Here is a 24,043-nt window from a genome sequence, read left to right as displayed (position 1 = left end):
GCGCGCCGGACGCTCTAGAATCGAAGCTCGCACCGTTCGCAGGGAGTCGACGATGTCCGAGCTGCCGCCGTTCGCGACCCATCGGGTCGAGAATCAACCGCCGCCGTTCGCACCGCGCGATCTGTGGCGCGACGACGCCGCCTTGCGCGACGCGCTCGCGCGCGAGGGCGGCGGCGAACATGCCGAGCGGATCGCCGCGTATGCGGCCCTGGCCGGTGACGCCCTGTACGCCTTGAGCTTCGACGCCCACCGCGATCGCCCGCGCCTGCGCAGCCACGACCGCTACGGCCATCGCATCGACCTGGTCGAATTCCATCCCAATTATCACGCCCTGATGCAGGCCGCGATCGAGCACGGCGTGGCCGGCTACTCCTGGCATCACGGCGGCGCCGGCGCGCATGTGGCGCGCGCCGCGCTCAGCTATCTGCACCATCAGGTCGAGCCCGGTACCAGTTGCCCGCTAACCATGACCCACGCCGCGATGCCGGTGCTGCGCCATGCGCCCGCGCTGGCGGAGTGGGCGCGCAAGGCCGCCGCGCCGCACTACGACGGCCGCGACCTGCCGATGCGCGACAAGGCCGGTGTGACCCTGGGCATGGGCATGACCGAGAAGCAGGGCGGCTCGGATGTGCGCGCGAATCAGACCGTGGCCACGCCGCTGTCCGGCGACGAGTACCGGCTGGTCGGGCACAAGTGGTTCTTCTCGGCGCCGATGTCGGATGCGTTCCTGGTGTTGGCGCAAGCGCCGGGCGGTCTGAGTTGCTTCCTGCTGCCGCGCTGGCGTCCCGACGGCAGCCGCAATGCGCTGCATCTGATGCGGCTCAAGGACAAGCTGGGCGACTGGTCCAACGCCTCGTCCGAGGTCGAGTTCGAAGGCGCCTGGGCCCAGCGCATCGGCGACGAGGGCCGCGGCGTGGCCACCATCATCGAGATGGTGATGCTGACCCGTCTGGATTGCATGCTGGGCTCGGCCGCCGAGATGCGCATGGCGCTGGCGCAGGCGCTGCACCACGCGCGCCACCGGCAGGCCTTCGCTAAGGCCCTGGTCGAACATGCGCTGATGCGCAACGTACTGGCCGACCTGGCCATCGAGGCCGAGGCGGCCTTGCAGTTCTCGCTGCGGGTCGCGCGTGCGGTCGATCGCGCGCCGCACGACGCGGGCGAGGCCGCCTACGCGCGTATCGCCACCGCGGTCGGCAAGTACTGGATCTGCAAGCGCGCGCCGGCCTTCGTCAACGAGGCCCAGGAGTGCCTGGGCGGCGCGGGTTACGTCGAGGAATCGCTGTTGCCGCGGCTGTACCGGCAGGCGCCGCTGAACTCGATCTGGGAGGGCAGCGGCAACATCCAATGCCTGGACGTGCTGCGCGCGCTGGCGCGCGAGCCCGAGGCCGGGCGCGCGGTGCTGGAGGAACTGCGCCGCCATGTCGGCGCCGACGCGGCGCTGGATGCGCGCATCGCCGAACTCGAGCCGGTGCTGGACGGCCGCGTGCGCATCGAGGAAGGCCAGGCGCGGCATTGGGTCGAGCGCCTGGCGCTGGCGCTGCAGGCGGGCGTGCTGCTGGACGCGCACAGCCCCTGCGCCGAGGCCTTCTGTCGCAGCCGTTTGGGTGGCGCGCATGGCTTGGCCTTCGGCACGCTGCCGGGGGATATCCATTTGGCGGCGATCCTGCAGCGGGCGCTGCCGGAATGAACCCGGCGTTGCGCGCGGCGTCGTTGATCGCGCTGGTCGCGGCGACGGCCTGCGCGCAAGACGATCGGCGCACCGTTCAAGCCCCGCGCACCGGCGCGAACGCACCGGCCCTGCTGCCGCCTGCGCAACGCGCCGATCGCATCGTGATCGACAAGTCGGAGCGTCGCATGGAGTTGCTGCGCGAGGGACGGGTGATCGGCCGCTACCGCATCGACCTGGGCGACGCGCCACAGGGCCACAAGCAGCGGCGCGGCGACGAGCGTACACCGGAAGGCGAGTACCGCATCAGCGATCGAAACCCGAACAGCGCCTTTCATCTGTCGCTGCGGGTGTCGTATCCGAACGAACGCGATCGCGACCGCGCGCGCGAGCACGGCGCCGATCCCGGCGGCGACATCATGATCCACGGCGGCAGCGCACGCTGGTGGCGCGAGGATTGGACCGACGGCTGTGCCGCGGTCAGCGATGCCGAGATCGAGGAAATCTGGCGTCGAGTACCGACGGGCACGCCGATCCGCATCGAGCCATGAGCGCGATTTCGCGCGGATAGTGCCCGCCAACGCAGCAATCGGCGCTATCGAAATGCGGTCGTATCACGCACCAGGTGCCATGCGCGTGCAGCCGCGCAAGTATCGGTTGCGTTCGCCATCGCGCCCGCATGATGCGCGCGATTTTCGGCCGAGTTTTCCGGTATCGCCATCGATCGCATCCGGCGATGGACGCCATCGCCTGCGCATGTCCGATCCTGTGATCCGCTTCCAACTTTTGCGCGGACCGAGTCGGTGCGCGCGGCTTGTTGCGTCGTTCGCGGCTCTGTTGTGGTGGACGCACCTGCCAACGAATCGCATCTAACGAGCATTCGACGGCAGACGGCCGATGCGACGCGCCGCGTCGCTTCGATCCAACGATCCGAACGGATCGCCCACGCAACGAGCAAACGCTCGTCAAATGAGGAAGTCGTCATGAAGGGATCCAAGCTACGTGGTTCATTGCTGTCGTTGGTCGTCGCTTCTGCCACGCTATCGGGCCATGCCCTGGCCGCCGAGGAACTCGATCCGGGCCTGAAACTGGCCATGCAGCGCGATCTGGGCGTGGCGCCGCATCAGCTGGCGCAGCACCAGAAGGCCGAGCGCCTGGCCGAGGGCCAGGCCCAGGCGATGGAGCGGCAACTCGGCTCCGGCTTCGCGGGCAGCTGGATCGAGCGTCGCGCCGACGGCAGCTTCGCCGCGGTCGCCGCGACCTCCGGCGCGGGCAAGGTGCTCGCCGCGCCAGGCGTCGAAGTGCGGCGCGTGCGTCACAGCCTGCGCGCCCTGCGTTCGGCGATGTCCTCGCTGGACGCCAGCGCGCAGCGTCGCATCCCAGGCATCAGCAAGCCGATGACCGGCGTGCATTCCTGGTATATCGATCCCAGCACCAATTCGGTGGTGGTGAGCGCCGCGCCGGACGCACTCTACCAGGCGATCGATTTCGTCGCGGCCAGCGGTGCCGACGCCTCGACGGTGCGGGTCGTGCAATCCGCGACCGTGCCGCGTCTGGCCGCGACCATCCGCGGCGGCATCGAGTACCAGATGCCGACTTCGAGCGGCGTCTTCCTGTGCTCGGTGGGCTTTCCGGTAACGCGCGGCAGCGTCAAGGGCTTCGTGACCGCGGGCCATTGCGGTGGACAGGGCCAGACGGTGCGGATCGGCAACGCCACGGTGGGTTCGTTCACGCAATCGAATTTTCCGGGCACGGACCGCGCCTGGGTGACGGTCGGCAACAGCCACACCTTGGTGGGTCAGGTCACCAACTATGCCGGCGGCTACGTGGCGGTGCGCGGCAGTACCGAGGCCGCGATCGGCGCGTCGGTGTGCCGCTCCGGCCGTACCACTCAGTACCGTTGCGGCACGATCACGGCCAAGAACGTCACCGTGAACTATGAGATGGACGACGGCTCGATCCTGACCGTGCGCGGCCTGAGCCAGGGCAATGCCTGCGTGGGACGCGGCGATTCCGGCGGCGCCTGGATCACCACCGTCGGTCAAGGCCAGGGCGTGAGTTCGGGCGGAGAGCTCGCGGACGACGGCACCGACAGCAATTGCAATATTCCGGCCTCGCAGCGGGTCAGTTGGTTCGAGCGTTTGAATCCGATCCTGAGCCAGTACGGTTTAACCCTGGTGACGCAGTAAGCCTCCGATAAGGCAAGCGGTCGCGAACGCTCCCAGCCAAGGGGCGTTCGCGGCCGCGGTGTCCCTCGAGTGCTCAAGCTCATCCGGCTACGCCCGGATGGGCCACCCGATGCGGTGCGGTATTTCCTCCGCAGCGTCGTTGCCGGACGAATCGGCGGGGCCAGGCGGTGTACGTCCGTATGCGCGCATATCCGTCGTGACGCGCCCTTCACCGCGATGAACGTCGCGCGTGTGCGTTGCGGTCTTGTGATTCGATTCAAGCTTCCGCTGTGATCCGGGTCTGCGCATGCCGATTGCCGCGGACGTGCGGCTTTGCTTCCTTGGACAGGCCTGTCCTCCTGTCGTGGCACGGAACGCGCCCGAGCTCAGGCCGCCGCCGACATGCGGCGCCGCGGCCCAATCCGGGCCGTCCAGTCCGAGCGCAAACGCTCACTCAAGGAGATACTCGCCATGCAAGGTACCAACGTACGTCGCTGCCTGCTGTCGCTCGCCCTCGCCAGCGTTGCATTCAGCGCCAGCGCCGCAGATCCCATCTCGAATTCCGCTCTGCGGCGCGATCTGGGCGTGATGCCCGCGCAGTGGTCGCAATATTTGAAGGCCGAACGCATCGCCGAACAGCAGGCCGCGACCGCGCAGCGCCGCTATGGCGCGGGCTATGCCGGCAGTTGGATCGAACGCAAGGACGACGGCTCGTTCGCTTTCGTCGTCGCGACCGCCGGCGCGGACGCCGCGGCGATGCCCGGTGCGGAAGTGCGCCGCGTGCGTTATTCGCTGAGCCGGCTGCAATCGGCGATGGATCAGCTGGACGGCAGCGCGAAGAAACGCGTGTTGGGCATCAGCAAGCTCTACGGCGGAGTGCATTCCTGGCACGTGGATCCGCAAAGCAATGCGGTGGTGGTCGCGGTGGCGCCGGGCGCGACCGATGAGGCGGTGGACCTGGTCGCCGCCAGCGGCGCCGATGCCGAGGTGGTGCGCTTCGTCGAGTCGGTCGGCGAGCCGCGTCTGGCCGCGACCATCCGCGGCGGCATCGAGTACACCATCAACAATCAGTACCTGTGCTCGGTCGGCTTCTCGGTCATGCGCGGCGCGACCAAGGGCTTCGTCACCGCCGGCCACTGCGGTTCGGCGGGCGCCACCGTGCGCGTGGGCGGTGCGGTGGTGGGCTCGTTCGCGCAATCCAATTTCCCGGGCACGGATCGCGCCTGGGTCCAGGTCGGCTCCACGCACACCCTGCAGCCGCTGGTCAGCAACTATGCCGGCGGCAATGTGATCGTGCGCGGCAGCGCCGAGGCGGCGATCGGCGCGGCCGTTTGTCGCTCCGGACGCACCACCGGCTACCGCTGCGGCACGATCACCGCCAAGAACGTCACCGTGAACTACGCCGAAGGCACGGTGCGCGGCCTGACGCGCTCCAACGCCTGCATCGGCGGCGGCGACTCCGGCGGTTCCTGGATCACCACGGCCGGGCAGGCCCAGGGCGTGAGTTCGGGTGGGCAGATTCCGCAGGGCAGCAACAACAACTGCGGTGTGCCGCAGGCGCAGCGGGTGACGTTCTTCGAGCGCCTGACGCCGATCCTCAGCCAGTACGGTTTGACCCTGCTCACGCAGTAAGCGTTAGTCGGTGCAACCGGCCCGGACGCTCCCGCCCAGGGAGCGTCCGCGGTCGTTCGGCGGCTTGCGCCGAGTGATCGCAGTCGCATAACGCGATTTCGATGGCGGCGCGCATCTTATGCTTTGGTCGTAGGCGTGGGATCGCACTGAGCACACAAGTGCCAATGAAGTGTGCGGATCTCCTACCGTTCGCCGGCCCGATATCTCACCGTTTGCGTAGCCGCGGCGTGTGCGTGATGCGTTCAGCGCTGCGCAGGCGCAGGCTCGTGTCCGAGAGTTAAGCGCGCTATAGCGCGCGTTTCGTTGCTCGCGACGGATTCCATCGCGGCATGTCCGCGCCGCGAGCGCGCACTGCGCCATCGCGCCCGAGGCGCGGTCGAGGTCGCGCGCGCAGGCACCTTCTTGCCGTCTTGCGGGACCCGCATGCGATTGCTTCTCTGTTTTCGTCGCGGTGCGGAAGCGCTTGCGATGGCCGGCACTCGCATCTTCGTGGATGCGCAGCGGTGCTCTCTTCCTCCCGCCTGGAGTACTCCGTATGCCCGTTATCTCCGCCAAAACCCGAAACCTGCCCCTGCGCGCGATCGCATGCGCCGGCCTGACCCTGCTGGCCAGCGGCGGCGCGGTCGCCGCCGACGAATTGTCCAGCGAAGTGAAGAATGCGATGCGGCGCGATCTGGGGCTGAGTTCCCAGCAGCTGGGTCAGTACTTGAAGTTCGAACGCGCCGCCGCTACCGAAGAAGCCGCGGCCAAGCGCGCCCTGGGCGCCAGTTATGCCGGCAGTTGGCTGGAGCGCGGTGCCGATGGTTCGTTCCGTCAGGTGGTTGCGACTTCCGGCAGCGGCAAGGCCCTGGCCGGCCGCAAGGGCATCGAGTTGCGTCGGGTGCGCCACAGCCTGTCGCACCTGAACGACACGATGGCGTCGTTGGATCGCAGCGCGAAGTCGCGCATTCCCGGCATCAGCAAATCCCTGGACGGTGTGCATGCCTGGTACGTCGATCAGACGACCAACACCGTGGTGGTCGAGTTGGCGCCCGGCGCGACCGATGCCGCGGTCGACTTCGTGGCCGCGAGCTCGGCGGACGCCGGCGCGGTGCGCTTCGAGACCAGCCAGGGCGAACAGCAGGCGATGGCGGCGATCACGGTCGCCGGCGGCTTCGAATACACCTATCCCGTCGGTCAGTACACCTCGTACTGTTCGGTCGGCTTCATGGTCATGCAGAACGAGCACAAGGGCTACGCCACGGCCGGACATTGCGGCAAAGCGGGCCAGCAGGTCTGGATTGCCGGCAATCTGACCGGGCATTTCGTGTTGTCCGATTTCCCGAGAAGCGACAAGGCCTGGGTCACGGTGTATCCGGAGCATACGATCGCGCCGTGGGTGGTGGACTACAACCACAACAACTTCATCACGGTGAAGGGGTCGGTTCCGGCGCCGGTCGGTGCGGTGGTCTGCCGGTCCGGCAGGACCACCGGCACCCGCTGCGGCACGATTACGGCTATCAACGTCACCACGCAAGCCAATACCAGCGCGGGCGTGGTCACCTGGAGCGGCATGACCCGCACCAATGCCTGCGGCGGCAAGGGCGATTCGGGCGGCTCGTTCTTCACCCCGGCCGGACAGGCCCAGGGCGTGACCTCGACCGCGAATCTGTTGGGGCCGGAGCCCTTCGCCCACAACTGCATGCATCCGCAGAGCAAGGTCCAGACCCATTTCACGCCGATCAACCCGATCCTCAGCACCTACAGCCTGACCTTGGTGACCGGCTAATCGCCATCGCAAGCATGGCCCGGAGCTCTCGTCGCAACGGGAGCTCCGGGTTTTAGGTCCGCTGCATGCATGCGATGACGCCGGTGCATGGCGATACCAATCTGTTCGTCTCGGCGGCCATCGCGGCCCGCGCAGGCGTTCTTGCGCGCCGACAGTAGCGTTGCTCGCGACCTTGGATGCCTGCATGTAGGTCGCTGTCCACATTCCAGTTGCCGTCGCTATCGATGACGGTCGCGGCGGCAGCTGCGCCGCGTGCAAGGCGTGTGCCTTTGAGTCGTAGCGGATTGACAAATAGTCCGTGCGAAAGTCATGCGCCTTGTGTGCCGCATTTTTTCGGGCATCGAAACGGGCGCGAATATTTTCGCGCGCGCACGCAGATCTCGATGTCGTTCCTGTGATTGCAGTCCTGTTTTCAGTGGTTCGCGCTCTTGCGATCGGCTTGTACGGACTGTCGTGCAGTTGATCTTCTAAAAGCGTCCGCAATCGCGATGTCGATTTCGACGCAGTCGGTTCCACCCCGACGGTCATGGCGGTGCTGACGATGAGATTCAGCAATCCCACCGGTTTTCGCACATTCGAGTAACGGCCCTTTGTCAGGAGGAAATCGCCATGCAAGCCTCTTCCGTTCGCTGATCGCCGCCGCCGGGCACAGTCAATGCACGAGTGCGAAGGCGATATGCCGAATCGGCAGAACGACCAGTGCGAGGTCGTGCAAGCGCAGCACGCGAGCTGTTTTTGACGTCGCGATCCTGTCTCCGGTCATGACGGCTCGACTTTGTTCACGCAGTTCGTTCGCGCGAAGCGTTCCTTTCTCTCGTGAGAAAGTTCCGCCGCGTCACCAGGCAATGCCCGCCACGTTCGTGTTTACCCATCGTGGTGGTTCCGACGATGTCAATTCCCCCGAGCCGAAACGCTCAACATCAGGAGTTCTCCATGAAGCATTCCAAACCCAACCGTTCGCTGCTGCCGCTGGTCGTAGCCATAGCGGCCATTTCTTGCGGCAGCGCCATGGCCGCGGACGAAGTGTCGCCGGTGCTGAAGGCGGCGATGCAGCGTGACATGGGCGTCAATGCCCAGCAGATGACGCAATACCTGAAAACCGAGAGGGTGTCGCAATCGCAGGCGTCGGTGGCCCAGCGCCAGCTCGGCTCCGGCTATGCCGGTAGTTGGATCGAGCGTAAAGCCGACGGCAGTTTCGTTTTTGTCGCCGCCACCGCCGGTGCCAAGGCGCTGGCGATACCGGGCGTGGAATTGCGTCGCGTGCGCTACAGCCTGAGCCGGCTGCAGTCGTCGATGAGCCAACTCGACAGCAGCGCCCAGCGCCGCGTATTGGGCATCAGTAAGCTCTACTCCGGCGTGCACTCGTGGCATGTGGATCCCACGAGCAACAGCGTGGTGGTGACGATCTCCCCCGGCGCCAGCGAGGAAGCGATCGACCTGGTCGCGGCCAGCGGCGCCGATGTCGCGACCGTGCGCTTCGTCGAATCGGTGGACAAGCCCAGCCTGCTCGCCACCATCCGCGGCGGCACCCTGTATGGGTTCAGCCCCGGCGCCACCCTCGGCTGCTCGGTCGGCATTCCGGCCAGGCGCGGCGGCATTGCGGGCTATGCGACCGCCGGGCACTGCGGTTCGGTCGGTACCCGCGTGTATGTGGGCAATTCGACGTTGGGATCGTTCACGCACTCGAACTTCCCCGGCACCGATCGCGCGTATGTCCAGGTCAGCACCGCCCATACCGTGTTGCCCGAAATCACCAACCACAGCGGCGGCGTAGTGCCCGTGCGGGGCAGCGTCGAGGCGGCGATCGGTGCGGCGGTCTGCCGCTCGGGCTATCGCACCGGATACCGCTGCGGCTCCGTTACCGGCAAGAATGTCACCGTGAACTACCAGGAAGGCACGGTAAGGGGCCTGACCCAGTCCAGTGCCTGCGCCGGTAAAGGCGATTCCGGCGGTGCTTGGATCACCCCGGCCGGTCAGGCGCAGGGTGTGACCTCGGGCGGTAACGTGGGCGCGGACGGGACCAACTGTTCGCTGCCTACCTCGCAGGTCAGGATGTACTTCGACAGGCTCAACCCCATCCTTAGCCAGTACGGGCTGACGCTGATGACGCAGTAAGCGCCGGCCAGGGAACGCCTCGCTCCGGCGGGGCGTTCTCCTCGCGGCTCAGGTCGCGGTCACGGGTCGATGCCGTTCAGCACCAGCGCACGGCGCTTGCGACTGAGCTTGCCCAGCGCTTCCTGGTACGACCACTCCACCAGCTCGCGCAGATAGTCGGCCGGCACGCTGCGCACGTCGACGACGGTGATCCAGCGGAAGCGGCCCATCCAGCGCGCGGGCTTGATCCCGGGCACGCCGGTCAGCTCCAGGAAGCGATCGGGCGTGACCTTGATGCTGAAGCGCCAGCGCTCGGGGTCGCTGGTTTTGAAATAGGCGAAGGTCTTGTCGCCGACCGCGTAGGTGAGGATGTTGGACGGATGGCCGTGCAGGGTGGACACGGCGCCGGGGAGCGTCGCGCAGAACTTCTTCAGCTGGGTCGTGTCCATGCCGGCGCGCGTCCTGGGTTCAGTCCAGAAACTGCAGCTTGGCCAGTTCCGCGTAGAGGCCGTCCTGGGCCAGCAGTTCCTCGTGGCTGCCCTCGGCGACGATGCGACCGCGGTCCATGACCACGATGCGGTCGGCCTTGAGCACGGTGGCCAGGCGATGCGCGATCACCAGGGTGGTGCGGCCTTCCATCAGGGTTTCCAGGGCCTGCTGCACCGCGCGTTCGCTCTGCGCGTCCAGGGCGCTGGTGGCCTCGTCCAGCAGCAGGATCGGGGCGTCCTTGAGCAGGGCGCGCGCGATCGCGATGCGCTGCTGTTGGCCGCCGGACAGGCGCGCGCCGCGCTCGCCCAGCTCGGTGTCCAGGCGCTCGGGCAGGGCGTCGATGAAGTCGGCGGCGTGGGCGGCGCGCACCGCGGCTTCGACCGCGGCGTCGTCGGCCTCCAGGCGGCCGTAGCGGATGTTGTCGCGCGCCGTGGCGGCGAAGATGGTCGGCTGCTGCGGCACCAGGGCGATGGTCTCGCGCAGCGCCGACGGATCCAGCCGGCGCGCATCGATGCCGTCGACGCGGACCGCGCCGGACTGCGGATCGTGGAAGCGCAGCAGCAGCGAGAACACCGTGCTCTTGCCGGCGCCCGAGGGGCCGACCAGGGCCACGGTTTCGCCCGGGCGCACGCGCAAGGTGAAATCGTCCAGCGCCGGCAGGTCCGGGCGCATCGGGTAGTGGAAGGTGACGTCGTCGAACGCGATCTCGCCGCGCACGGGCTGCGGCAGCGTCTCCGGTTGCGCGGGCGCCTCGATCGCGCTGTCCTCGTTGAGCAGCTCGCTGATCCGGCCCATGCCGCCGGCCGCGCGCTGCAGGTCGTTCCAGACTTCGGCCAGGGCGCCGACCGAGCCGCCCGCGATCAGGGCGTAGAGGATGAACTGACCCAGGGTGCCGGCGGTCATGTGGCCGCGCGCGACTTCGTGCGCGCCCGACCACAGCACCAGGGTGATGGCGCCGAAGATCAGGGTGATCGCGACCGCGGTGACCAGCGACTGGATGCCGATGCGCTTGCGCGCGGTGGCGACCGCGATCTTGAGCGCGGCGTCGAAACGGCCGCGTTCGTAGGGTTCGCGCGCGTGCGCCTGTACGGTGCGCACCGCGCCCAGGGTTTCGCTGGCCAGGGTGTTGGCGTCGGCGACGCGGTCCTGGCTGGCGCGCGAGATCTTCTGCAGGCGTCGGCTGCCGATCACGATGGGCAGCACCGCCAGCGGAATGCCCAGCATCGCGTAGGCGGCCAGGCGCGGTTCGGTGATGAACAGCATGGTGATGCTGCCGATCACCGTGATCGAGCTGCGCAGCGCGACCGACATGCTGGAGCCGACCACGCTGCGCAGCAGCTCGGCGTCGGCGGTCAGGCGCGAAACCAGCTCGCCGCTGCGGCTGCGGTCGTGGAAGCCGGCGTCCAGGCCGATCAGGTGCGTATACAACTGCTGGCGCAGATCGGCGACCACGCGTTCGCCCAGCAGCGAGACGAAGAAGAAGCGCGCGGCGGTGGCCAGGGCCAGCGCGACCGCGACGCCGAACAGCAGCACGAAGGCCTGGTCGATCGCGCCGCCGCCCTGGGTGAAGGCCTGGTCGATCATGGTCTTGAACGCCGGCGGCAGGCTCAGCGTGGCGGTGCTGGAGGCGGCCAGGGCGACCAGCCAGGCGATGAACAGCCCCAGATGCCGGCGCACGAACGGCCACAGGGTGCGCAGGCTGCCGATGGGCGCCTTGGCGGCAGCGGTCGGAGCCGGCGGGGTGTCGGCAGTGTCGGTCATGGGGTATCGGCGTCTTCGGCGCGCAGGCGTACCCGATCACGAGTGGCGTCGCGCAGCTGCGCTTTCAAGGCGTCGAGGCGGTTTTCCGGCAGGCGGACGCGCATTCGGGCGCCTGCGGCGTCGAAATCCTCGTCCAGCTTGTCGGCGCCGTGGGCGGCCAGGGCCGCGTGCACGGCGCCGGTGTCCTCGAAGGCGTAGCTCAGCGTCGCGTTGCGCAGCACGATCAGTTCGCGCCGCTCGGCCCGGCGCAGGCACTCGGCCGCGCAGCCGCCGTAGGCGCGCACCAGGCCGCCGGCGCCGAGCTTGATGCCGCCGTACCAGCGCGTGACCACGGCCACCACGCGGTCGTAGCCCTGGCCCTCGATCGCGGCCAGGATCGGCCGGCCGGCGGTGCCGGCCGGTTCGCCGTCGTCGTTGAAGCGGTACTGCGCGCCGATCCGGTACGCCCAGCAGTTGTGGGTGGCGGCGGGATCGGCGACGCGGGCCAGGAAGGCCAGCGCGGCCTCCGGCGTGTCCACCGGCGCGGCCAAAGCCAGGAAGCGGCTGTGCTTGACCTCGATCTCGTGCGAGACCTCGGCCGCGAGCGTGGCCGCGCTCAAGGCGCCGACCTCATCGTTGCAGCGGGCGCAGGTCGTCGGGGACGCGCACGCGCGGGTGGGTCTTGCGGAACAGCTTGAGGCTGGCGCGGGCATCGTCGACGTCGCCGGCGTCGCGGCGGGCGCGGATGCGTTCCAGCCACTCGGCGCGTTCCAGGCGCGCGTCCTCGCGCACCGGCGGCAGCGCGATCGCGTCGCGTTGCAGGACCGTCGCCGGTTGCGCGCTCTCGATGTCGGCGCGCTTGATGCGCGAGCCGGTGACCTCGATGCGGTCCAGCGTGGTGTCCTGCTTGGCCTCGGCTTCGCGGCGCTGTTCGGCGGCTTCGGCGGCGCGGCGGGCCTTGGAGGGGCTGAGGCTGAAGGGGTCCGAGTCCTGTCCCGGCTTGGCGGCCGGCGCAGGCGCCGGCGGCGCGTAGGCCGGCGCGCTGCGGAATGCGGTCGCATTGCCCGCGGCGCCGGCGGCCGCATCGGTATCGGCCGCGGCGGCGGCGACGCTCTTGTCGCTGCGCTGGCGGCGCGCGCTGGGCGCGGCCGGCGAGGGCGCGTCGCTTTCGTAGAAGGCGCTATCGGCGGCTTGCGCGGCCGCTTCAGCCGCCGGCGCGGGGGCGGCGGCCGCCAGCGGCGGTGCCGCCGCCACGGATGCGGCGGCCGCATCGGCGGACGCGCGCGGCGCGGGCACTCTCATGCTGGCGGCCGGCACCGGCGCTCCCGGCGGCGGAGGCGGCGCTATGGTCTGGCGCGGGCGCGCGATCATCTCGGCGCTGGTGAAGGCGCCGTCGGTGGGCTCGTGGATCGGCGCCTCCCGCGAGGGGCTGATCGGGCGCAGCTGCCAGACCACGCCCACCGCCAGGGCCATGGTCGCGGCCACGCCGACGCCGGTGATCAGGCCGCCCGGGATCGCGCTCAGCGCCCAGCGCCGGCGCGTGCGCTGCGGCGGCCGCGAGCTTGCCGCAGCGGCATGCGCCGCGGCCAGGATCTTCGCGTCCAGCGCGGGCGAGGGGCCGTCGTGCGGCCCCAGCCGCGCCAGGCGGTCGGCCAGGGCGCGTTCTTCGGGCGACAACGGATCGGGGGTGTTGCGCTTCATTCGTTCAGCCTCAGCCGCAGCTTGTCCATCGCGTAGCGCAGCCTGGATTTAACCGTTTCGCGTCCGGCGCCGGTGATGTCGCCGATCTCTTCGAGGCTCAGCTCCTGCTCCAGCCTCAGCAGCACCACCTCGCGCTGCTCTTCGGGCAATTCCTCGATCGCGCGCTGCAAACGGCGGCGCTGTTCGAATTCGGACAGTTCGCGCTCGGGCGTGGTCGGATCGGGCACGCGCGCGGCGCGCTCGTCGCCGTCCTCGGGGGCGGCGGGGCGGTGCTTGAGACCGCGCCAGTAATCGTTGAGCCGATTGTGAGCGATCCGGAACAGCCAGGTGCTGAATGCGGCGTCGGGCTTCCAGCCGTGGCGCGCGGCGATCACGCGCTGCCAGACGTCCTGGAAGAACTCGTCGGCCAGCGCCGAATCGCGCACCTGGCGCAGCAAAAAGCGGTACAGCGGGCCGCGGTGACGGGCGTACAGGGTCTCGAACGCCGTCGTATCGCCGCCCGTCCAGGCCAGCATCAATACGTCGTCGCTCGCGTCCGCAGCCGAATTCATCCGCGGCAGGGTACGGGTTGGCGCCGCCGACGGGAAGCCATGGCTTTCCCTCCGGACGGCCCTGGGGTGGGGGGCGATCGCCAGGTGCATGTCCAGACGAACGGCCCAAGGGCCGCGACGGGGTTGGCGGTTCGTGGCCGTCCGGTCAGGCTATCCTGGGTGCTGCGTTGTGGAAACATGAACGATCCAGAGGCCTGTAGCGGTGCAGACAACCGGAAGGCCAGCAGCAGGCGTCGACACGGGGGCGCCTGGAACCGGCGATGAGCTGGCGGGCGCGCTATGCGACGGCCTGCCCCTGGGCTCGCGGGTGGCGGTGCGCTGGCTGGACGCGCGCGGCGTGGTCGGCGGCTCGGCCGCGAGCGCGGCGCCGGAATCGGCGGAGATCGCCGAACGTCTGCTAAACGGCCATGGGCCGGAGGCCGAACGCCAGGACCGCGTCGAGGCGGCCTGGACCCTGGACGACGGCACCCGCGCGGCGCTATGCGCGCAACTGGGCGCGCCGCTGGCGCAGGCCCTGCGCGAACCCTGGCTGGCGCTGGCCCAGCGTCTGGTCGCGGCGCAACTGGCGGCCGCGCGCGCGCAGGCGCGGGCCGAGTCGCTGGAGAAATCCGAGCGCCTGCAGCAGGCGCTGTACGAGATCGCCGATCTGGCCGGCTCGGATCTGGAGATGATCGACATGCTGCGCCGCATCCACGGCGTGGTCGGCGGCCTGATGTACGCCGAGAACTTCTACATCGTGCTCTACGACGACGTGCGCGACAGCCTGCGCTTCCTGTACTTCGCCGACCGCATCGACACCTACATCGCCGAACCCGAGCGCGAGATCCGCGCCGACGAGATGCCCAACAGCCTGACCCTGGCGCTGCTGCGCCACGGCGAGCCGTTGCTGGGTTCCTCGGCCTCGGTGCGCGAACAGCTCAACGTCACCCAGGACCTCACCCACGGTCCCGACAGCGAGGACTGGCTGGGCGTGCCGATGCGCCGCGACGACCGCGTCTGCGGCGCGATCGTGGTGCAAAGCTACGACCGCCCCTGCCTGTACGGCGACGAAGAGCGCGCGTTGTTGGCGTTCGTGGCCCAGCACATCCTGACCGCGCTGGATCGCTACCGCGCGCGCGAGGAGCTCGAACGCCGCGTAGCCGAGCGCACCCAGGCGTTGCAGCTGAGCAACCGCGATCTGCAGGCCGAGATCATCGAGCGCCAGCGCGCCGAGCGCCTGCAGCGCGCGCTGTTCCGCATCGCCGAGCTGTCGATCACCTCCGAGACCCTGGAGCGCTTCTACGCCCAGGTCCACGACGTGGTCAGCGAGCTGCTGTACGCGCGCAACTTCTACATCGCCCTGATCACCGACGACGGCGAGCATCTGGAGTTTCCGTACTCGATCGACGAGCGCGACCCGATCCGCGAAAGCCGGCGCCTGGGCGCGGGCCTGACCGAGTACGTGATCAAGCGCGGCCAGGCCCTGCTGGCCGACCGCAACCGCATCGCCAGCCTGGAAGCGGCCGGTCTGGTGCGCAGCCTGGGCTCGCAGGCGCACTGCTGGCTGGGCGTGCCGCTGTTCCGCAGCGACCACGTGGTCGGCGTGATCGCGGTGCAGAGCTACTCGCCGGCGATCGCCTTCACCGTGCGCGACCAGGAACTGCTGACCTTCGTCGCTCACCACATCAGCAACGGCCTGGCGCGCAAGCAGACCCAGGACCGCCTGGTCGCGGCGCATTCCGAACTCGAGCAACGCGTGGCCTCGCGCACGCGCGAGCTGGCCCAGGCCAACACCGAGCTGCTGTCGCAGATCGGCGAGCGCCTGCGCGCCGAGCAGCAGCTCACCCACCAGGCCCTGCACGACGCCCTGACCGGCCTGCCCAACCGCGGCCAGCTGCTGGAGCGCCTGGAGACCGCGATCGCGCGCGCCCAGCACGACCCGCGCCGCCAGTTCGCGGTGCTGTTCCTGGACCTGGACCGCTTCAAGCTGGTCAACGACAGCGTCGGCCACTCGGCCGGCGACGAATTGCTGATCGAGGCCGGGCGCCGCATCGTCGCCGCGGTGCGCACCGACGACACGGTCGCGCGCCTGGGCGGCGACGAGTACGCGATCCTGGTCGACAACATCGACGGTCTGCGCGTGGCCGAGGAGCTCGCGCACCGCATCCTGCGCGCGCTGGGCGAGCCGTGCTGGGTGGCCGGGCGCGAAGTGTTCCCCTCGGCCAGTCTGGGCATCGCGATGTGGCACGCGCGCTATCGCACCGGCGCCGAGCTGCTGCGCGACGCCGACGCGGCGATGTACCGCGCCAAATCCGCCGGCCGCGACCGCTGCGCGGTGTTCGACGAGGCCATGCGCGAACAGGCCGTGCGCATCCTCGACCTGGAAGCCGATCTGCGCCGCGCCATCAACGGCGACGGCTTCATCGCCTACTACCAGCCGATCGTGCGCCTGAGCGACCACAGCGTGATCGGTCACGAGGCCCTGTTGCGCTGGCGCCACGAGCGCCGCGGGCTGCTGCTGCCCAGCGATTTCATCGGCCTGGGCGAGGACAGCGGCCTGATCGAGGAAGTCGACTGGTTGCTGTACGCGCAGGTGATGCGGCAGCTGGCCGAAGGCGGCGAGGGCTATGTGTCGGTCAACGTTTCGCCGCGGCATTTCCGCGCTGCGGACTTCGCCGACCGCCTGCTGCGCATGATCGACGAGGCCGGCGCCGATCCGCACCGCCTGCGCATCGAGATCACCGAGGGCGCGCTGCTGGACGACGTGCCGCGCGCGCTGCGCATGCTGCGTACCCTGCGCGGGCACGGCGTGCTCGCCCAACTGGACGATTTCGGCACCGGCTTCTCGGCGTTGTCCTACCTGCACCGCTTCCCGATCGAGTGCCTTAAGATCGATCAGAGTTTCGTGGCCGGCCTGGTCGGTGAAACCCGCCCGGAAAGCGTGGCGGTGGTGCGCGCGATCCAGGCGTTGGCCGGCACCCTGGGCATCCACACCATCGGCGAGGGCGTGGAAAACGAAGCCCAGCTCGCGGCTTTGCGCGAACTGGGCTGCGCCTATGGCCAGGGCTATCTGTTCGGGCACCCGGCCGAGCGTGCGCAGGCGCCGTTGCGCCAGGCGCTCACTCGCTGACGCTGACCGCGGTGGGCGGGGTGTCGCCGGCGAGCTGACGGCGCGCGCGTTCGATCAGTTGCACCAGTTCGCGGCGCTGGCCCCAGCGGTCGTCGAGCCTGGTCGCGCGCGCGGTCGCCTCGATCTTGTCCCAGCCCCAGCCGTCGGAGCGGCTGCCGCCGCGCAAGGCGTCGGCGAATGCGGCCACCGCGGCGGCGAAGCGCATCGACTCGCCGGGCTGGGCATGCAGCTGCGAACGCAGGATCGGGGTTTCGATCAGGCGGCTGGCGTCCTGGCCGGGGCGCTTGTAGCGCAGCTTGAGGTTGGCGATCTCGCCGCTCTTGCCGGCCTGCGCCGCCGGCGCTTCGCGGTAACGCAGGGCGGGCAGGCGCGCGGCGGTGGAGCCGACCGGCGTGAGCTCGTACAGCGCGGTGACCTCGTGGCCGGCGCCGATGTCGCCGGCGTCGACCTTGTCGTTGTTGAAGTCCTCGTGCTTGAGCACGCGGTTCTCGTAGCCGATCAGGCGGTACTCGGAGACCAGGGCCGGGTTGAACTCGACCTGGATCTTGACGTCGCGGGCGATGGTCAACATGGTCGAACCCATTTCCTCGACCAACACCTTGCGCGCCTCCTGCAGGGTGTCGATGTAGGCGTGGTTGCCGTCGCCGACGTCGGCGAGTTTTTCCGACAAGGCGTCGTTGTAGTTGCCCTGGCCGAAGCCCAGCGTGGTCAGGGCGATGCCGCTCTTGCGCTGATCGGCGACCAGGGTCTCCAGCGCGTTCTGGTTCACGGTGCCGACGTTGAAATCGCCGTCGGTGGCCAGGATCACCCGGTTCACGCCGTCCTTGACGTAGGCCTGCTTGGCCATCGCATAGGCCAGGCGGATGCCGTCGCCGCCGTTGGTGCTGCCGCCGGCCTGCAGGCGGTCCAGCGCTTCCAGGATCTCGCCCTGGCGATCGCCGGGCGTGGGCGGCAGGACCAGGCCGGCCGAGCCGGCGTAGACCACGATCGAGATGCGGTCCTGCGGGCGCAGTTGCTTGGTCAACAGGCCGAAGGCGCTCTTAAGCAGCGGCAGCTTGTCGGGCTGGTCCATCGAGCCGGACGTGTCGATCAGGAACACCAGGTTGGCCGGCGGCAGGGTGGCCTTGGGCACGTCGTAGCCCTTGATGCCGATCATCAGCAACTGGCGCTGCGCGTTCCACGGCGCCGGCGCGAGTTCGGTGGTGACCCGGAACGGCGTTTCGCGCGACGTCGGAGCGGGGTGGCCGTAGTCGAAGTAATTGATGAACTCTTCCGCGCGCACCGCGTCGGCGGGCGGGCGCACGCCCTGGTTGAGCATGCGGCGCACGTTGCTGTAGCTGCCGGTATCGACGTCGATCGAAAAGGTGGACAGCGGCTCGTCGGCGGCGCGGCGCACCGGGTTGTCTTCGCGCGCGGCGTACTTTTCGGTGTTGGCGGGTTGAAATTGCGCATTGCCCAAGAAGCCCGCGGACGGCGACGCCATCACCGGCGACGCGGTTTCCATCTGGACGCGCTTGATGCGGCTGCCGCTGACCCTGACGGCTTCCAGCGCGGGCGCGGGCGCCACCTGCCGGTAGGCCATCACGGGTGCCGGAGGTGGCGGCGGCGCGCCGGGCGCACGGCGCAGCTTCGCTTCCGGCATATCGGCGCGCGCCGACGCGGCGGCGTCGGCGGCGTCGGCGGCCGATTCGGCCGCGGCTATCGCGGCGTCCACGGCCGCTTCGTCGACCGGAGACGCTTCGGGGGCGGACACCGCGGCTTGCGCTTTGTCGCGATCGGCACCCAGCGGCGCCTTGTCGCGCGTGCTGGTGTGGCAGGCGCTGAGCGCGAGCGCGCTGAGCACGGCGACGAACAGGAGGGAGCTGGGGTAGGGCTGCGGCTTGGCGTTCATGCGGGCGGTTCCCAGGGAGGTCCTGGGTCGAAACGCATGGCTTGGCGAAGCGGGGTTAAAGGCGTCTCGATCGCGTGTGGGGGACGCTCACCCCAAGCCCTCCCGGCCCTGCCCACCCTCCGGGCGCCGCGTGCGCGAGGGGCCACAGGTAGGGTGTGGTGAGCGCAGCGAACCGCACCATCGCGACGGCGCGGTTGTCACCGCACCCTGCGTCGCCCTAGGCCTTCATCCGCTCGTGGGAGCAGGTGCCCGCAGGGCGCGTGAGGGCGCCGTGCGAGGCGGGAGTTGCGCGCGCTCGCGCCCGGCCCTCACCCCGACGCCTCTCAGCCTTGCATACCTTTCGGGCGCCGCCAGCGGAAGAGGGACTAAAACAGCGTTACGCCACCGGATCGCGAATCACCAGCAAACGCTGCTCGGTCATATCCTCGATCGCATAACGCACGCCCTCGCGGCCCAGGCCCGAATTTTTCACGCCGCCGTAGGGCATGTTGTCGACGCGGAAGCTGGGCACGTCGCCGACGATCACGCCGCCGACCTCCAGGCGGTCCCAGGCGCGCATGGCGTGGTCGAGGCGGCCGGTGAATACGCCGGCCTGCAGGCCGAAGTCGCTGTCGTTGACCTGGGCCAGGGCCTGGTCGAAGTCCTCGAACGGGGCCATGAACGCGACCGGGCCGAACACTTCCTGGCGGAACAGGTCGCTGTCGCGCGGCACCCGTTCCAGCAGCGTCGCCGGCAGCATGTTGCCGCGGCGTTCGCCGCCGGCGATCAGCTTGGCGCCGCCCTTGCGCGCGGCCGCCACCCAGGACTCGATGCGCTTGGCCGCGGCCTCGTCGATCACCGGGCCGATGAAGGTGCGCTCGTCGCGGGGGTCGCCCATGCGCAGCTTCGACACCGCCGCCTTGAGCTTCTTGCGCAATGGGTCGTAGATCGCCGCGTGCGCGTAGATGCGCTGCACGCTGATGCAGCTCTGGCCGCTCTGGTAATAGGCGCCGAACACCAACCGCTCGACCACGTGATCCAGCGGCACGCCCGGGTCTTCGTCGATGATGCAGGCCGCGTTGCCGCCCAGTTCCAGGGTCACCTTCTTGCGGCCCGCACGCGCCTTGAGCTCCCAGCCGATCAGACCGCCGGTGAAACTCAGCAGGGCGATGCGCTCGTCCTCGGTGAGCGCGCCCGCGTCCTCGTTGGAACAGCAGATCACCGAGAACGCGCCCTTGGGCAGATCGGTCTCGGCCAGCACCTCGCCGATGATGAGCGCGCCCACGGGGGTCTTGACCGCGGGCTTGAGCACGAAGGGGCAGCCGGCGGCGATCGCCGGCGCGACCTTGTGCGCGACCAGGTTGAGCGGAAAGTTGAACGGGGTGATGAAACTGCAGGCCCCGACCGGCACGCGCTTGACCATGCCGCGGTAGCCGCGCGTACGCGGCGAGATCTGCAGCTCGATGATCTCGCCGTCCAGGCGCGTGGCTTCGCCGGCGGCGATGCGGAAGGTGTCGATCAGGCGGGTGACTTCGCCGCGCGCGTCCTTGATCGGCTTGCCGGCCTCGATGCACAGGGCCAGCGACAGCTCTTCGTGGCGCTCGCTGAAGCGCTTGACGCAGTGTTCGAGCACGTCGCGGCGGGCGTCGGGCGGAAACGCGGCCATGGCCTCGCGCGCCTTGTGCGCGGCGACGATGGCCTTGCGCACCACCGCGGCGTCGGCGAAGGCGACGCGGGTGGCGACCTTGCCGCTGTACTTGTCCAGTACTTCCAGGTCGGTGTTGGCCGCGACCGGGCGATTGGCGAGGTAGTAGGGGTAGCTGCTCTTGAGTCCGGAGGCGGTCTTGGACTTGGAGGGGGACTTGGCCATGGCGGATTCCGGTTGCGTACGGAGGTGGTGGGCGTCGGCGCTCAGCGCACCGCGGCGCTCAGGCGCGGGATGTCTTCGTTGAGGATACGATCGTCGTCGGCGTAGTCGATCGGCACTTCGATCAGGTCGACGCCGGGCGCGTCCAGCGCGCGTCGCAGCAGCGGCAGGAATTCGTCGCTGCTGGCGGGACGGTGGCCGCGCGCGCCGTAGCTCTCGGCGTATTTCACGAAGTCCGGATTGCCCAGGTCCATGCCGAAGCTGGGGTAGCGCTCGTGGGCCTGCTTCCACTTGATCATGCCGTAGGCGTCGTCGCGCAGCACCAGCACGGTCAGGTCCAGGCCCAGGCGCACCGCGGTCTCCAGCTCCTGCGAATTCATCATGAAGCCGCCGTCGCCGCAGACCGCGAGCACGCGCCGGTCGGGGTGCACGATGCGCGCCGCCATCGCCGAGGGCAGGCCCGCGCCCATGGTCGCCAGCGCGTTGTCCAGCAGCAGGGTATTGGGGCGGCGGCAGCGGTAGCCGCGCGCGAACCAGAGTTTGTACAGGCCGTTGTCGAGGCAGACGATGTCGCGTTCGCCCATCGCGGTGCGCACGTCGGCGACCAGGCGCTGCGGCACCAGCGGATAACGCGGGTCGGCATTGCGCTCGTCGATCTGCGCTTCCATCGCGGCGCGCACGCGGTCGAAGAAGGCGAAGTCCCAGTGCGGCTGCGGCGCGATCGCCTCCGACAGCTGCCAGACCGCGTTGGCGATGTCGCCCACCACTTCGATCTGCGGGAAGTACACCGCGTCGACCTCGGCGCTGGCGTAGTTGACGTGGATCACCGTGCGCCGGCCTTCGCGCATGAAGAACGGCGGCTTCTCGATGACGTCGTGGCCGATGTTGACGATGCAGTCGGCGGCGTCGATCGCGCGATGCACGAAGTCGTGGTCGGACAGGGCGGCGTTGCCCAGCCACAGCGGGTCGGTCTCGTCGACCACGCCCTTGCCCATCTGGGTGGTGAAGAAGGGGATGCCGAGCTTGGCGATCAGGGCGCGCAGCTGGTGAGCGGTGGCCTTGCGGTTGGCGCCGGCGCCGATCATCAGCAGCGGATGGCGCGCGCGCATGATCGCGGCGGCGGCATGCGCGATGGCCTTGTCCTCGGCCAGCGGGCGGCGCGAGTACGAGGCCGGGATCAGCCGGGCCTCGGTCGGATCGGCGGCGATGTCCTGCGGCAACTCCAGATGGGTGGCGCCGGGGCGCTCCTCCTCGGCGCGCCGGAAGGCCTCGCGCACGCGCGCCGGGATCGCATCGGCGGACACGATCTGGCGCGTGTACTTGGTCAGCGGGCGCAGGGTGTCGACCACGTCGACGATCTGGAAATGGCCTTGCTTGCTGGTCTTGATCGGCTTCTGACCGGTGATCATCAGCATCGGCATCGCGCCGAGCTGGGCGTAGGCGGCGGGGGTGACCAGGTTGGTCGCGCCTGGGCCCAGGGTCGACAGGCAGACCCCGGCCTTGCCGGTGAGGCGGCCGTAGGTCGCGGCCATGAAACCGGCGGCTTGTTCGTGGCGGGTCAGGACCAGCTTGATCGTGGAGGTGCGCAGCGACTCGAGCAGGTCCAGGTTTTCTTCGCCCGGAATGCCGAATACGTACTCCACGCCTTCGGCCTCGAGCGCGGCGACGAACAGATCGGACGCCTTGGTCATGCGGGACTCCGTGGGGGGCTGCGCCCGAGTCCTGCGATCCTCGCTCAGATCGTGTTAGCGATGGGCGATGGCGGGGCGCCTTGGGCGGAACGGTGCGTCGCATAGGCGGGGCGTCGGCCGTCGACGCCATCGTCGAGTGCGAGGCGGCGCTATCGCGGCTCACGCCGCTCCCACAGGCGCAGCGGCGGCGCTGCGGAGGGGCCTGCGCAGGCCCTGAGTTTCTGGTGCCCGCCGCCTGTGGGAGCGGCGTAAGCCGCGATGAATCCCGCTGCGGCGCAACTCGTATCGAACAGCGCCTCAGGCGGCCGCGTCGTCGTCCGCGCCCTCGACTTTCACCCGCAGCCGCCCGTCCTGGACGCGCGCGCTGAGACGATCGCCGGGCGCCGCGTCCAGCACGCTGCGCACGACGTGACCGTCCTCGCGCTGCAGGATGGCGTAGCCGCGCGCGACCGTGGCCAGCGGGCTGACCGCTTCCAGCGAGCGTGCCAGGCCGCGCAGGTGCAGGCTGCGGTGGGCGAGCCGGCGCTCCACCGCGGCGCGCGGGCGCTGGGCGAGCGCGCTCAGGCGTTCGCGCAGGGCGGCGATGCGGCGTTGCGGGTGGTTGGCGCGCAGCACCGCGTCGGCATGGCGCAGTTGCGCGCGTTCGCGCTCGAGCCGGCGTTGCCAGGCCGCATTGAGCCGGCGCAGCGCCTCGGCCTGGCGCAGGCGCAGGGCCTGCAGGCGCGCCTGCGGCCGCAGCGCATTGAGGCGCAGCGCGGCGCGGTCGGCGCGCTGCATGGCCTGGCGCAGGCGCTGCAGCTGCAGATTGCGCAGGCGCGCGTCGAGCTGGCGCAGGCGGCGCAGCAATTCGTCGCGATCGGGCGCGATCAGTTCGGCCGCCACCGACGGCGTCGGCGCGCGCAGGTCGGCGGCGAAGTCGGACAGGCTGAAGTCGGTCTCGTGGCCGATCGCCGACACCACCGGCACCTCGCAGGCCGCGATCGCGCGCGCCAGGCGTTCGTCGTTGAAGGCCCACAGGTCTTCCAGCGAGCCGCCGCCGCGCGCCAGCACCAGCACGTCGTAGCGGCCGGACGCCTCGGCGCGTTGCAGCATGCTCACGATCTGGGCCGCGGCGCCTTCGCCCTGCACCGGCACCGGCAGCACCTCGGCCTGGATCAGCGGAAAGCGTCGCGCGAACACGCTGAGCACGTCGCGCACCGCCGCGCCGCTGGGCGAGGTGATCACGCCCACGCGCGCCGGATAGCGCGGCAGCGGACGCTTGCGCTCGGGGTCGAACAGGCCTTCGGCGCTCAGGCGCGCCTTGAGTTCCTCGAACGCGCGCCGCAGCGCGCCTTCGCCGGCCTCTTCCATGTGGTCCAGCACCAACTGGTAGTCGCCGCGCGCCTCGTACAGGGTCAGGCGGCCGCGCGCGAGCACGCGCAGGCCTTCGCGCGGGACGAACTTCAGCCAGCTGCTCTTGGGCTTGAACATCGCGCAGCGCACCTGCGCGCGCGCGTCCTTGAGGGTCATGTACAGATGCCCGGAGGAGGGCCGCGACAGGTTGCCCAGCTCGCCCTCGACCCAGACCAGGGGGAACGTGTCCTCCAGCAGATTGCGCGCCAGGGCGTTGAGCTGGCTGGGCGAGAGCACGTGGTCGGGCGCGGCGGCGTTCATGTTCGGGCGGACGTTACGGCCCGATACCGTACTGCTTTTGC

Annotated in this window: 16 protein-coding genes; 7 read left to right on the top strand and 9 right to left on the bottom strand. The window is 69.6% G+C overall.

Going from position 1 to position 24,043, the window contains the following annotated elements; genetic code table 11:
• The first annotated feature begins 52 nt into the window (after positions 1-52).
• The 6 genes from BMZ45_RS08975 to BMZ45_RS08950 all read left to right on the top strand — a co-directional run bounded on the left by BMZ45_RS08975 (position 53) and on the right by BMZ45_RS08950 (position 9,352).
• A complete protein-coding gene (locus BMZ45_RS08975; RefSeq protein ID WP_091635285.1) occupies positions 53-1,690 on the top strand; it encodes an acyl-CoA dehydrogenase family protein in 1,638 nt (545 codons plus the stop codon).
• On the top strand, positions 1,687-2,220 hold the full coding sequence (locus tag BMZ45_RS08970) for a L,D-transpeptidase family protein (protein WP_091635282.1): 534 nt from the start codon (positions 1,687-1,689) through the stop codon (positions 2,218-2,220). The genes BMZ45_RS08975 and BMZ45_RS08970 overlap by 4 nt, the downstream gene beginning before the upstream one ends.
• A 432-nt stretch (positions 2,221-2,652) precedes the next feature.
• Entirely contained in the window at positions 2,653-3,858 is a 1,206-nt protein-coding gene (locus BMZ45_RS08965; RefSeq protein WP_091635279.1) for a S1 family peptidase, read from the top strand.
• A 450-nt stretch (positions 3,859-4,308) separates the two neighbouring features.
• A complete protein-coding gene (locus BMZ45_RS08960) occupies positions 4,309-5,469 on the top strand; it encodes a S1 family peptidase (protein ID WP_175489015.1) in 1,161 nt (386 codons plus the stop codon).
• A 535-nt stretch (positions 5,470-6,004) separates the two neighbouring features.
• Positions 6,005-7,237, top strand: a complete 1,233-nt coding sequence (locus BMZ45_RS08955; protein WP_175489014.1) for a S1 family peptidase — start codon at positions 6,005-6,007, stop codon at positions 7,235-7,237.
• 933 nt (positions 7,238-8,170) lie between these two features.
• Entirely contained in the window at positions 8,171-9,352 is a 1,182-nt protein-coding gene (locus BMZ45_RS08950) for a S1 family peptidase (protein ID WP_175489013.1), read from the top strand.
• A 59-nt stretch (positions 9,353-9,411) separates the two neighbouring features.
• On the opposite strand, the gene BMZ45_RS08945 is transcribed toward BMZ45_RS08950, so the two are convergent.
• The 5 genes from BMZ45_RS08945 to BMZ45_RS08925 are packed head-to-tail and all read right to left on the bottom strand — an operon-like array spanning position 9,412 to position 13,812.
• The gene (locus BMZ45_RS08945; protein ID WP_091635271.1) at positions 9,412-9,780 is read right to left on the bottom strand and encodes an MmcQ/YjbR family DNA-binding protein; all 369 of its coding nucleotides are present in this window, start codon (positions 9,778-9,780) and stop codon (positions 9,412-9,414) included.
• 19 nt (positions 9,781-9,799) lie between these two features.
• Positions 9,800-11,581, bottom strand: a complete 1,782-nt coding sequence (locus BMZ45_RS08940; protein WP_091635269.1) for an ABC transporter transmembrane domain-containing protein — start codon at positions 11,579-11,581, stop codon at positions 9,800-9,802.
• On the bottom strand, positions 11,578-12,180 hold the full coding sequence (locus tag BMZ45_RS08935) for an IMPACT family protein (RefSeq protein ID WP_254776584.1): 603 nt from the start codon (positions 12,178-12,180) through the stop codon (positions 11,578-11,580). Before BMZ45_RS08935 ends, BMZ45_RS08940 begins: the two co-directional genes overlap by 4 nt.
• A 10-nt stretch (positions 12,181-12,190) precedes the next feature.
• The gene (locus BMZ45_RS08930) at positions 12,191-13,261 is read right to left on the bottom strand and encodes a hypothetical protein (protein WP_091635264.1); all 1,071 of its coding nucleotides are present in this window, start codon (positions 13,259-13,261) and stop codon (positions 12,191-12,193) included.
• Positions 13,258-13,812, bottom strand: coding sequence for an RNA polymerase sigma factor (locus BMZ45_RS08925; RefSeq protein WP_056173542.1), 555 nt, complete (start codon positions 13,810-13,812; stop codon positions 13,258-13,260). Before BMZ45_RS08925 ends, BMZ45_RS08930 begins: the two co-directional genes overlap by 4 nt.
• 202 nt (positions 13,813-14,014) lie before the next feature.
• Between BMZ45_RS08925 and BMZ45_RS08920 the strand changes: the two genes are divergently transcribed.
• Positions 14,015-16,921 (top strand): bifunctional diguanylate cyclase/phosphodiesterase, encoded by a 2,907-nt coding sequence (locus BMZ45_RS08920; RefSeq protein WP_091635261.1) that lies wholly within the window; start codon positions 14,015-14,017, stop codon positions 16,919-16,921.
• On the opposite strand, the gene BMZ45_RS08915 is transcribed toward BMZ45_RS08920, so the two are convergent.
• The 4 genes from BMZ45_RS08915 to xseA form a co-directional block, all read right to left on the bottom strand.
• Positions 16,911-18,812, bottom strand: a complete 1,902-nt coding sequence (locus BMZ45_RS08915; protein WP_091635258.1) for a vWA domain-containing protein — start codon at positions 18,810-18,812, stop codon at positions 16,911-16,913. The genes BMZ45_RS08920 and BMZ45_RS08915 overlap by 11 nt on opposite strands.
• 376 nt (positions 18,813-19,188) lie before the next feature.
• Positions 19,189-20,661 carry an aldehyde dehydrogenase family protein gene (locus tag BMZ45_RS08910; protein WP_091635256.1) on the bottom strand — a complete coding sequence of 491 codons (1,473 nt, stop codon included), beginning with the start codon at positions 20,659-20,661 and terminating at the stop codon, positions 19,189-19,191.
• 41 nt (positions 20,662-20,702) lie between these two features.
• Complete coding sequence (locus tag BMZ45_RS08905; RefSeq protein ID WP_091635253.1) at positions 20,703-22,349, bottom strand: acetolactate synthase large subunit; 1,647 nt, start codon at positions 22,347-22,349, stop codon at positions 20,703-20,705.
• Between the two features lie 297 nt (positions 22,350-22,646).
• Entirely contained in the window at positions 22,647-24,002 is a 1,356-nt protein-coding gene (gene xseA / locus BMZ45_RS08900; protein WP_091635250.1) for an exodeoxyribonuclease VII large subunit, read from the bottom strand.
• Between the last annotated feature and the right edge of the window lie 41 nt (positions 24,003-24,043).

This window comes from Lysobacter sp. cf310 (assembly GCF_900114355.1).
Lineage (GTDB): Bacteria > Pseudomonadota > Gammaproteobacteria > Xanthomonadales > Xanthomonadaceae > Lysobacter.
This window is presented reverse-complemented; position numbering and strand designations above follow the sequence as displayed.